This is a genomic window from Xylanibacter ruminicola Ga6B6 (assembly GCF_000687715.1).
GTDB lineage: Bacteria > Bacteroidota > Bacteroidia > Bacteroidales > Bacteroidaceae > Prevotella > Prevotella ruminicola_B.
Map to the genome: position 1 here is coordinate 55,564 of NZ_JHXD01000004.1, position 11,935 is coordinate 67,498.

7 protein-coding genes are annotated in these 11,935 nt (G+C 49.9%); 1 reads left to right on the top strand and 6 read right to left on the bottom strand.

The genetic code is table 11. The annotated features are described in order from the left end of the window. Window positions 1-21 precede the first annotated feature (21 nt). Window positions 22-1,731 (bottom strand): biosynthetic-type acetolactate synthase large subunit, encoded by a 1,710-nt coding sequence (gene ilvB, locus T500_RS0104225; RefSeq protein ID WP_028907070.1) that lies wholly within the window; start codon window positions 1,729-1,731, stop codon window positions 22-24. Between the two features lie 25 nt (window positions 1,732-1,756). Continuing rightward, window positions 1,757-3,559, bottom strand: a complete 1,803-nt coding sequence (gene ilvD, locus T500_RS0104230; protein WP_028907071.1) for a dihydroxy-acid dehydratase — start codon at window positions 3,557-3,559, stop codon at window positions 1,757-1,759. Window positions 3,560-3,686: 127 nt separating this feature from the next. Between ilvD and T500_RS0104235 the strand changes: the two genes are divergently transcribed. Continuing rightward, entirely contained in the window at window positions 3,687-6,140 is a 2,454-nt protein-coding gene (locus tag T500_RS0104235; RefSeq protein WP_028907072.1) for a glycoside hydrolase family 2 TIM barrel-domain containing protein, read from the top strand. On the opposite strand, the gene cbiB is transcribed toward T500_RS0104235, so the two are convergent. Genes cbiB through T500_RS0104255 form a run of 4 tightly spaced genes read right to left on the bottom strand, consistent with a single transcriptional unit; the run spans window position 6,118 to window position 11,928 of the window. After that, window positions 6,118-7,047 (bottom strand): adenosylcobinamide-phosphate synthase CbiB, encoded by a 930-nt coding sequence (gene cbiB, locus T500_RS0104240; RefSeq protein ID WP_028907073.1) that lies wholly within the window; start codon window positions 7,045-7,047, stop codon window positions 6,118-6,120. The two genes, T500_RS0104235 and cbiB, sit on opposite strands and share 23 nt — an antisense overlap. After that, window positions 7,040-8,461 (bottom strand): cobyric acid synthase, encoded by a 1,422-nt coding sequence (locus T500_RS0104245; RefSeq protein ID WP_028907074.1) that lies wholly within the window; start codon window positions 8,459-8,461, stop codon window positions 7,040-7,042. The genes cbiB and T500_RS0104245 overlap by 8 nt, the downstream gene beginning before the upstream one ends. Next, window positions 8,458-9,858, bottom strand: coding sequence for a precorrin-3B C(17)-methyltransferase (gene cobJ, locus T500_RS0104250; RefSeq protein ID WP_028907075.1), 1,401 nt, complete (start codon window positions 9,856-9,858; stop codon window positions 8,458-8,460). Before cobJ ends, T500_RS0104245 begins: the two co-directional genes overlap by 4 nt. Window positions 9,859-9,864: 6 nt before the next feature. Further along, a complete protein-coding gene (locus T500_RS0104255) occupies window positions 9,865-11,928 on the bottom strand; it encodes a TonB-dependent receptor plug domain-containing protein (protein WP_028907076.1) in 2,064 nt (687 codons plus the stop codon). Between the last annotated feature and the right edge of the window lie 7 nt (window positions 11,929-11,935).

Consider the following 11,935-nt stretch of genomic DNA (forward strand, 5'->3'; position numbering starts at 1 on the left):
CAATTGTCAATTATCAATTGATCACACCTCAAGCTGCATTTTGTCAACGTCCATACCTGGAGGTGTCATTGGCAGAACATTATCTTCCTCCATAATGGCGCACTCCAACAGGAATGGTCCATCGGTAGTAAGCATCTTCTTTACAAGTCCAGGCAGATCCTTACGGTCAATTACAGCCGCATAGTTAATACCATAACCTTTGGCAATGAGCTCGTAGTTCGGGTTCATCATCTTGGTGAATGATTTACGGCGCATCCAGAACATGTCCTGCCACTGGCGTACGTTACCCAGGTAGTGATTGTTCATGACAATCATCTTTACAGGCTTCTGCTGTTCCATGATGGTACCCAGTTCCTGAATGTTCATCTGGAATCCTCCATCGCCCATAAAGCAGCATACTGTACGATTAGAATCAGCAAAGGTTGCGCCGATGGCTGCAGGCAGACCGTAACCCATGGTTCCCAAGCCACCGCTGGTACACAAACTTCGCTTGTGATGATACTTAAAGTAACGTGTTGCAAACAACTGGTTCTGACCAACATCTGTAACCAGAACGGTGTCGTCTGGCGACATCTCGGCTACAACATTTACAACCTCACCCATCTTCAGCGGACCTTCGGTAGGATGGATGGCGGGCTCAATCACTTTTTCGCGCTCCATCGCATCCAACTCCTTAAATGAGTCGCGCCACTTCTGATGGTTGTTGGCTTCAAGCAGTGCTGTGATGGCAGGTAGCGATTCTTTACAATCGGCTACAACTGCAACGTCGGTCTTTACGTTCTTATCTATCTCGCTGCGGTCGATATCCAAATGGATAATCTTAGCCTGTTTGGCGTAAGTTTTCAGATTACCAGTTACGCGATCGCTGAAGCGCATGCCGATAGCAATCAGCACATCGCACTCCTGCTCCTTCAAGTTCACGGCATAGTTACCATGCATACCCAACATACCCACATTGAGTGGATGATTTGAAGGGAGTGCCGAAAGTCCTAACATGGTTCGACCGGCAGGGATATCTGCCTTTTCGAGGAATGCCTGCAACTCTTTCTGAGCATTACCCAGCTCTACGCCCTGACCAACCAAAGCCAAAGGCTTCTTGGCATTATTAATCAGTTCGGCAGCTTTACGTACTGCCTCGTTATCCAACTTTGGATAAGGCACATACGAACGGATAAAGTCGCATTTCATAGGCTCCCAGTCGATTTCCTCTACCTGTGCGTTCTTGGTAAAATCAAGCACCACAGGACCTGGACGACCTGTACGGGCAATATAGAATGCACGACTTACAGCCCAAGCCACATCTTCGGCATGACGAATCTGGTAGCTCCACTTAGAGATAGGCTGCGATACGCCAACCAAGTCAACCTCCTGGAAGAAGTCGGTACCCAAAGCGCCTGTTGGCACCTGTCCGGCAATCACCACAATAGGCGTCGAATCCATCATGGCATCAGCAATACCTGTTAACGTATTGGTTACGCCAGGACCGCTGGTTACCAAAACTACGCCTACCTCGCCACTAACGCGGGCATAGCCCTCTGCGGCATGGGTTGCACCTTGTTCGTGGCGCACCAATATATGGTCGAAATATTTCTTTTCGCCTCGTGTATAATCAAAGAGCGCATCGTAGGTGGGCATGATCGAACCGCCGGGATAACCAAAAATGGTTTTTACACCCTCGGCCTTCAACGCCCTCATCAGCGCCTTTGCACCTGTTATTCTATCTTTCATAATTCATTGAACATTGATCATTGACCATTTAGTCGATTATTCTCACACCGCCTTTATCGGCACTCGATACGCTCTGGGCGTAAGCACGCAATGCCTTGCTAACCACACGGTTTCGCTTCAGAGGTTGCTGTGGGCGTGCTGCCAGTTCGTCGTCGCTCAGTTTAACGCTGATAGAACGGCTGGGGATATCAATCACGATGATATCGCCATCCTTTACCTTGCCGATGTTACCACCATTGGCAGCCTCGGGCGAGATATGACCGATACTCAAGCCAGATGTACCACCCGAGAAACGTCCGTCGGTAATCAGCGCACACTCCTTACCAAGGTGCATACTCTTAATATAGCTGGTAGGATACAGCATCTCCTGCATTCCTGGACCACCCTTTGGACCTTCGTGGGTAATTACCACGCAGTCGCCACTCTTTACCTTACCACCCAGAATGCCCTCGCAAGCATCTTCCTGTGAGTCGAATACCACAGCTGGACCCTCGAAGTGCCACAGACTTTCATCAACACCAGCGGTCTTTACCACGCAACCGTCCTGTGCAATATTACCAAACAGCACAGCCAGTCCGCCATCCTTGGTGTAAGCATGGGCTAAGTCGCGAATACAACCGTTTTCGCGGTCGGTATCAAGTGTGCCCCACTCTTCGCTCTGCGATCCCATCTTGGTTGAGAAACGATTGCCAGGAGCCGTCTGATAAATGCGATTAGCTTCAGCATCTATAGCACCATCCACGATACTATATTTCTGCATGGCCTCGTTGAGTGTCATGCCGTCAACACGTGGTGCGCTGCCATCAATCAGACCACCCTTATTCAGTTCGTTCAGAATTCCAAGAATACCACCAGCGCGACCGCACTCCTGTACAGAGTACTTCTGGGTGTTAGGAGCCAGTTTGCACAAGCAAGGCACCTTGCGGCTCAGAGCGTCGATATCCTTCATCGTAAAGTCGGCACCAGCCTCCTGAGCTACAGCCAGCAAGTGCAGCACCGTATTGGTACTACCACCCATAGCGATATCCAATGCCATCGCATTCATAAAGGCTTTGCGGGTAGCAATGTTACGTGGCAATACGCTCTCGTCACCATCCTCGTAGTAGGCAAAAGCATTCTTTACCACCTGACGGGCAGCGGCCTTGAACAGTTCGATACGATTAGTGTGAGTTGCCAAGATAGTTCCGTTGCCAGGCAGCGACAGACCGATGGCCTCAGTGAGTGAGTTCATCGAATTGGCTGTAAACATACCCGAGCAGCTACCACAACCAGGACAAGCACACTGTTCTATCTCCTTAATTTCGTCGTCGGTCACACTAGGATCGGCACCTTTAATCATAGCGGTAATCAGGTCGGCATTCTCTCCGCGCCACTTACCAGCCTCCATCGGGCCGCCACTACAAAACACCGTAGGAATATTCAGTCGCATCGAAGCCATCAGCATACCTGGTGTTACCTTATCACAGTTTGATATGCAAATCATGGCATCGGCCTTATGGGCGTTAACCATATATTCTACGCTGTCGGCAATAATATCACGACTGGGCAGTGAGTACAACATACCATCATGACCCATTGCAATACCATCATCGATGGCTATCGTATTGAATTCGGCAGCATAGCAGCCCATCTTTTCGATTTCCTCGCGCACAACCTGACCAATCTCGTGAAGATGTGTATGACCAGGCACAAACTGGGTAAACGAGTTCACGATGGCAATAATGGGTTTGCTAAACTGCTCGTGTTTCATACCCGTGGCCACCCACAAAGCGCGGGCTCCAGCCATTCTACGTCCCTCTGTGCAGACTGCGCTGCGTAACTGGTGTTTCATATACCTATTTACTTTTAAAATCCGAAATTTAGCCGCAAAAATACAAATAAACTATCAAATAGCCAACTATTTCAGAAAATTATTAGTAAATTTGCAGCAAAAAAATGATTACTAATAACAAATTGTTATGAAAAAGGAACTATTAACAGTGCTGTTGGCAGCTCCGTTATCGGTGTTTGCCCAGCAGCGACAGGAACTCATGCTGAGCGATAACTGGCTCTTCTCTCAAAACAAAACCGATTGGCAAACCGTTATTGTGCCTCATGACTGGGCTATTGCAGGACCGTTTGATAAGAAATGGGACTTGCAGAAGGTGGCTATCGAACAGAATGGCGAAACCGAAGCAACCGAAAAGAGTGGACGTTCGGGCGCCCTGCCTTGGATTGGTGAGGGACATTATAAGCGAACCATCACCATCCCCGAGGGTTACAAGCATGCCATGTTGGTATTCGATGGTGCTATGGCCGAACCTACTGTTACTATCAACGGCATGCAGGCCGGTTATTGGGCTTACGGCTACAATACCTTTCGCGTAAATATCACCCCATTTATACAAACAGGCGACAACTTGCTGGAAGTTGATCTGCAGAACGTAGAAGAAAGCAGTCGCTGGTATCCTGGCGCTGGTATCTACCGTCCTGTAAAACTGGTACTTACAAAATATGGATGGATTGACCCTTGGAAGACTTATATCCGCACCCGTGAGCTGAATGCCAATCTGGCTGTGCTCGATGTAAACGTGGGTATCGGCAGTGCGCTGGATGGTGGTTTAAAATTCGATGTAGAAATTTGCGACGCCACAGGCAAGGTGGTGGCAAGCGGCAGTAGCGATGACCTGAATAACGAGGGCATCGTACAAATGGCTATAACCGTTAATCAGCCCAAGTTGTGGAGCCCAGAGTCACCTTATTTATATACCGCTCGTATCAAATACTCACAGAGTGGTGAACTACTCGATGAAGTAACACAGAAGTTTGGTATCCGCACCATTAAATGCTCAAAGGATGGTGGTTTCCAACTCAATGGCGTATCACGTAAAATCAAGGGTGTTTGCTTGCATCACGACCTTGGTCCGCTGGGCGCTGCCATCAATAAGAGTGCGCTTATCCGACAGATCAAGATGATGAAGGCGATGGGTTGCGATGCTATTCGTACATCGCATAATATGCCCAGTCAGATGCAGATGGATGTTTGCGATTCGTTGGGTATGATGGTGATGGCCGAGAGTTTTGACATGTGGAAGTATCCTAAGTGTAAGAACGGCTATGCCCGCTTCTTTGATGAGTGGTGGGAAAAGGACATTACCAATCTGGTACTGGCCAACCGTAATCACCCCAGCATCATCATGTGGAGTATTGGTAACGAAATCCCAGAACAGGGCAATAAAGCCGTAGGTCCGAAGATGGCCAATGCCTTGCAGGATCTGTGTCATCAGCTCGATCCTTCACGTCCCGTTACACAGGGTATGGACCGAGTAGATGAAGCAGTGAACTATGGTTTTGCAGCTGTGATGGATGTACCAGGTTATAACTATCGTCTGCCTAAATACAAACTGTATTACGACAAGCTGCCACAGGGTTTCCTGTTAGGTTCAGAAACCGCTTCAACTGTCAGCAGTCGTGGTGTATATAAGTTCCCTGTCGAGATTAAGGACAACTCGCAGTATGCCTCATGGTCGCCTGGTTATATTCCTGGTGCCGTACTGAAGGAAGATGGTCAGTGTTCGGCTTATGATGTAGAACACTGCTCATGGAGCAATCTGCCCGATGACGACTGGGTGATGCAGGACGATCTGCCTTGGGTGATTGGTGAGTTTGTGTGGACAGGTTACGACTACTTGGGTGAGCCCACCCCATACGACGAGTACTGGCCTGCACGCAGCAGCTATTTCGGTATTTGCGATTTGGCTGGTCTGCCAAAGGATCGTTATTTCCTGTATCGTTCAAAATGGAACAAGGATCAGCACACCATCCATCTGCTGCCCCACTGGAGTTTTGGTAAGGAGCGCGTTGGTAAGGTTACACCAGTATATTGCTACACCGATTATCCTACGGGCGAACTCTTTGTAAATGGCAAGAGTCAGGGCAAGGTTACCAAGAATCCTGCTGAGCGATTAGACCGCTATCGTCTGCGTTGGAACAACGTGGTTTATAAGCCAGGCGAAGTGAAAGTTGTTGTTTATGATGCCCTGGGTAACAAGGCTGGCGAGCAGACCATCCGCACGGCTGGCAAGCCTTCTGCTATCGCTTGTGATGTTTGGACTCAGCACGATGCCCCATGCCTCAAGGCCGATGGCGACGATTTAGCCTTCGTTACTGTATCGCTTACGGATAAGAATGGCATCATGATTCCCGAAGCTGATGATCAGCTTACTTTCGAGGTTACAGGTGCAGGAACCTTCGAAGCTGTATGCAATGGTGATGCCACTAGTTTGGAGCCATTTAAGCAGCCTACCATGAAGCTGTTTAAGGGGCAGTTGGTAGTGATTGTTCGTGGTGCCAAGCAACCAGGAACAGCCATCTTAAAGGTAACTGATAAGAGCAGAAAATTAAGTAAGACTATCGAGATAAAAGTAGGCTAATCAGACTACTTGCCAACACGATAATAACCATGATGATTTCAGCTGTGCGATTTACTCGTACAGCTGTTTTCATATCTGCTGTGGTCAGTTCTCTGTCGTTATTACCGATATAAGGTTTATCGAATACTTCACCAAAATACTTATGTGGTCCACCAAATCTGCAATTCAGTATGCTGGCTAATGCCGCCTCAGGATAACCGCTATTAGGCGAGGCGTGTTGGCGGCCATATCTACGAACAAATCCAAGATGTTTTGGACACCAAATAACCATCAGTAACGCTGTTAAACGTGCAGGAATGAAGTTGGCTACATCATCGATACGGGCGGCCCAGCAGCCAAACTGCAGGTAGCGTTCGGTATGGTAGCCAATCATCGAGTCGAGTGTGTTCACCATCTTATAAGCCAGCATACCAGGTGTGCCCAACAACATCAGCCAGAACAGGGGTGCTATCACGCCGTCGCTTAGATTTTCAGCCAGTGTTTCGAGTGCTGCCGTACGTACCTCTTGGGCCGACAGCTCCGAGGTGTCGCGACCCACAATACGGGCCACCTGCGCCCTACCCTCGTCTAACGATCTGTCTAAGGCCAGAAACACCTGTCGCACCTCACGTATCAGCGTGGTACCAGCTAAGCAATAGAATATGATGAGGACATCGAAGATAAGTGAGAACTGAGAACTGAGAACTGAGAGGTATGAATGGATGAGGCATGTGATGGTGAAGACGCCGACTATCAGGGATACGGCCATTACAGCACCTTTCAGTTGGCGATGGTTACCATGATTCAGATGCCGTTCGCCAAAGGCAATCATCCGACCAAACCACACGATTGGATGCGGCAACCTCACTGGGTCGCCGAATATCAAATCGAGTAGCCAACCTATCAATAATGCTATCGGATTAATCATGACTCATTATCTCATAAATACGCTGTATATCAACATGCTGGCGCACGTGGGCTGCCAACTTATTATACTGCTCGTTCTTAAAAGAATCGGCATCCTGCGCTGTGACAGTCTGCTTAGTACCCAACAGATAGTCGATAACCGACTGATTGTCGAGGAAACCGTGAATATATGTACCAATACAATGATCCGTCTGCATGATCATCTCATCGGTATCACTCACGCCTTGATGAATCTCGTAACCCTGACAGGTCTGACCATTAAACTGGAAACTCACCTGACGGGTGGTCTTCTCTGCGCTCATGGTGGTGTGGATGGGCAGCAGTCCAAGACCAGGCAGACTGGCTATCGAACCTTCCACACCATCAGGATCATCCACCGAAAGTCCCAGCATCTGATAACCACCACAGATACCTATCACCATCTTACCATCGCGATGGGCGCGCATGATAGTCTGCGCACAACCGTTCCGACGCAACTCCAACAGGTCGTCGAGGGTTGATTTCGTGCCAGGCAGAATGATGATATCAGCCTGCTCCAGATCCGAGATATTATTGGTATAAAACAGGTTCACACGCGGATGACGCTCCAGGGTGTCGAAATCGGTATAATTGGAGATATGTCGCAACAGCACCACTGCCACGTTCACCTTACCAGCTATCAACTGCCGGCGCTTCTGCTCCAGCGCCACCGAATCCTCCTCGTCGATATAGATATCCTTATAGTATGGCACCACGCCTAACACAGGTATCTCACACAGATCCTCGAGCATCCGTCGCCCTTCGTCGAAAAGACGCATATCACCACGGAACTTATTGATGATAATACCCTTGATGAGTTTTCTGTCCTCGGGCGTCTGCAGCGCAATACTGCCATAGACCGATGCAAACACGCCACCTCTATCAATGTCACCCACCAGTATCACATCCGCCTGCGCATGGCGTGCCATCGGCAGATTCACCAAGTCGGTTGCACGCAAATTTATTTCCGAGATACTGCCAGCGCCCTCCATCACGATAGGATTATAGCGAGCCGCCAAGCGATCGAAGGCTCCGCATACTTCCTGTCGGTAATCGATATTGGAACAGCCCCGCCGCCAGTAGTCGTAGGCATGCTTGTTGCCCAATGGCTTGCCATGCAGCACCACTTGCGACGTATGGTCAGAACTGGGTTTAAGAAGTAGCGGATTCATATCCGTCTCACAAGGGATGCCAGCCGCCTCGGCCTGAACAGCCTGTGCACGCCCTATCTCGAAACCGTCGGGTGTGGCATAAGAGTTAAGCGCCATATTCTGTGCTTTAAAAGGCGCTGGCGCATATCCATCCTGACGGAAGATGCGACAGAAGGCTGCAGCTAGGATGCTCTTACCCACATCACTGCCTGTACCAACGAACATCAGAGGGTGTAACTTCTTCATAAGTCGCGACCAGGTTTTAGTTGTGCAGCATCATCAAAAGTCAGAATCGCATTACAGAGTGTCGCAGCCAGATTGCTACCGCCTTTACGTCCTTCCACTATCAGTTTGGGAATATCGCGGAAAGGTTTCACCATGTGTTTCGACTCGCACACATGCACAAACCCCACAGGTGCCGCGATGATACCGGCTGGATGCGCTTTGCCTTTGCGCACCAGTTCACACAGTTCCATAAGCGCTGTTGGTGCATTGCCAAAAGCAAACAGTGCATCAGGATGCTCCTCCACAGCCAGACGGATGCCAGCCTGCGTACGCGTGATACCCAAGCGCTCAGCCATCTCAGTGGCACGTGGGTCTGAGAGATAACATTTCACCTCAAGACCCAGTCGCTCTACCGCCCCCTTGCGGATACCACTGGTCACCATCGTCACATCGCTGATGATCGTCTTCAGTGTGCCATCCTTCACCTTCTGATAGAGCGTTTCTACAGCCCCTTCGTCTGAATACAGGATATTCTCCATATCAAAGTCGGCTGTAGTATGGATGGCATGCAGCAGTGCCCATTTATGGTCGAGCGGATAGTCCTGTCGTTTCAGTTCCTTTGCGATGGTGCGGAATGAGGTTATCATGATGTTCTGCCCCACTTTCTCGCCTTCAGCCACCACCTCACGGTAGTAACCGCGTGGCGTAATCAGTCGGCCGTCAGCTATATAGGACTGGGAATTACCGATGATGATGACGGTAAACATATCCACATCCTCAGGGTCGAAAGCGCCGAGAGTCGTCAACTTCACCACCTCGTCGTCGCGACCCGCCTGGCGCACATAGCCCACAGGTGTTTCAGCCGAACGATGCTGCAGGAATATCTCTTGCAAGCGATACAGCTGCCAGTAGCGCCCATGCGATTTGGGATTATAGACCGCCGTCACAAAGTCACCCATCGCAGCCGCCACTATGCGACGTTCTATCACCTCCCAAGGCGTCATCAGGTCGCTCATCGAGATGATACACATATCATGCCCGATAGGCGCACCCAACAGTGAGGCAGCCTTCTGGAAGGCGGATATGCCCGGCAGCGACACGATTTCGATATCCGAGCCACGTTCGCGGCGCATCTCATAGATCAAGGGCGTCATACCGTAGATGCCGGCATCACCCGAAGAGATCACCACCACCGTCTTATCCTGTTCGGCCAGTTCAAAAGCCTGTTCAGCGCGCTGTCGTTCCTTCTTCATGCCCGTATCGATACACTCACAGTCTGCCTTTACATAAGGCATGATAAACTGGAAGTAATACTGATAGCCCACTATCACGTCGGCCTGTCGCACTGCCTCGAGCACTGCTGGTGTGATGTCCTGCTGCGAACCAGGACCAATGCCAGCTACGATAATCTTTCCCATATCCTCTTAGATTTTGAATTTTACTTTCAGTCCTACCACCAGCATGCGTCCTGGTGTGTATAGCGCATACTTGCGCGTAGAAGAGTCTAAGCGACGGTCAACCTTATCGAAGATATTATCTACACCGATGCTAGGCTCCAGATAAGCCCACTTGGCCACATCAAAGGCATGCGTGGTATGCAGGTTCCACAAACCGAAACCAGGCGCATCTTCATAACTGCCCGTATAATAAGTCTTCGACTGCAATCGTCCATTCAGGTTCACGGTGAGTGCATATTTTCCCCAGGCATGATGGTAGTTGGCTGCCACCGTAGCAGCGTGGCGCATACTGCGCTCCAGCACCGTCCACACCTCACCACTATGGGTGCGGGCATACGTATAGACATAATTGGCTGAGAGGTTGAAACCACTGAAGAGATTAGCCGACACATTCATCTGCACACCCTTCACGTCGCCTTTATCACTGTTCTGATACAGGGCGTAGCTCACCATCTTGTCGGCTTGGTCCTGTGTCATCTCCGGGAATTCTGTCATGAGCATCTGCCTACTGGCATCATCCACATCCACATTCTGTTTCACCACCATATCGTTGATACGGTTCAGATAGCCCGTCACACTCACAGCCAGAGCCTGTGTGCGATATTCAGCATTCAGTGCGAAGTAGTTGCTCTTCTCAGGCTTCAGGTCCTGATTGCCAAAGCTGATCTGTGCCTTACCACGATTCACAGAGAAATAGTGGTAGTAGAGTTCATCGAGCCCAGGTGCACGGAAACCGGCAGAGTAAGTAGCTCGGAATCTGAAGTTTCCCGGTGCATACATCAGTGTGGCTTTTGGTGTGAGATGCTGGTCAAACGTCTCATGATGCGTCAGTCGCAATCCCAGTGTCGCCGTCAGGTTCTTCAGCAGCGTCATCTCGTGCTGGGCATAGGCAGCGAGCGAATACACATGACTGTCGATATTACCGCTGGTGGCATTAAGATACTCCTTGCGCCAGTCGGCACCGAAGATGGTGGTTGAGTGAGCCGTCAGTCCTAAGATAGTTTTCAACTGTCCCTCCATCATGCGCTGCTTCTTCGACTGCACGTAGTCGCCAATGGCATTGGTCTTCGTGGCCACATCATACTCCTTGCCATAACGGAAACGGTCCACCACGAAATCGGCCTGAATCGAGTTCTTGGCCGTAAACTTATAGATTCCGCCCACGTTCCATCGCAGTCCTTTGTATCGCATCTCGTAGTCGGTACCGCCAGTGATATCGCTGCGTGTTTCTGGGCGATCGGTTATCTTATATGAATAGTCTATACCCGCATTCAGCGCCAAATGCTTATTGGGGGTATAAGTAAATTTCTGTCCGATGATATCAGAGCGATAGCCGGTGAACAGCGGGGCTATCGACGCCTGAGTTTCTGTGTCAGAACCTTTCACCAGTTCCAGGTCGTTGTTACGATAACTGTCGGCCCTATCATGCATGAACGAGGTGTAGGAACCGAAGCCATTCTTGAAGATGTCGAGACCAACCGACTCTGTGAGCACGCCATGCCCTGACACACGCGTGTCGCTGCTGACGCTCATCATTTCCTGTGTGGGCTGATCGGTGATGATATTGATAACGCCTGCGATGGCATCGCTACCATAGAGTGATGAGGCAGCTCCATCCAGCACCTCGATACGTTTCACGCGCGACATGTTGATACGATTCAGATCCACATTGTTTGAGATGTCGCCCGATAGTTTCTGACCGTTTATCAGAATCAGGATGTATTTATTGCCAAGTCCGTTCAGTCTGAGAAAGCTACCCATCGAACTGGGCGCCATCGATGCCTGCGGCATCATGCGTGTGAGTGCGCCGTCGAAGGTCGTAATACCTTGTTCACGCATCTCCTGACTGGAGAGCACCCTCACAGGTGTGGCTGTTGATTTCAGGCGCTGGTGATGACCAGAACCGGTAACCACAATTGGATTAAGGTTGTAAGAACGACGGACAGTCGACGAGTCCGTCTTATGAATTTGTGAAAAGGCGGTACTCCCCGAAAGGAGTACCACCAGGAAAGAGAAATATTTAATCCTCATTTAACAA

Coding starts and splice junctions, on each gene's coding strand:
- ilvD (WP_028907071.1), bottom strand. CDS start 3,559: ATGAAACACCAGTTACGCAGCGCAGTCTGCACAGAGGGACGTAGAATG.
- T500_RS0104235 (WP_028907072.1), top strand. CDS start 3,687: ATGAAAAAGGAACTATTAACAGTGCTGTTGGCAGCTCCGTTATCGGTG.
- cbiB (WP_028907073.1), bottom strand. CDS start 7,047: ATGATTAATCCGATAGCATTATTGATAGGTTGGCTACTCGATTTGATA.
- T500_RS0104245 (WP_028907074.1), bottom strand. CDS start 8,461: ATGAAGAAGTTACACCCTCTGATGTTCGTTGGTACAGGCAGTGATGTG.
- cobJ (WP_028907075.1), bottom strand. CDS start 9,858: ATGGGAAAGATTATCGTAGCTGGCATTGGTCCTGGTTCGCAGCAGGAC.
- T500_RS0104255 (WP_028907076.1), bottom strand. CDS start 11,928: ATGAGGATTAAATATTTCTCTTTCCTGGTGGTACTCCTTTCGGGGAGT.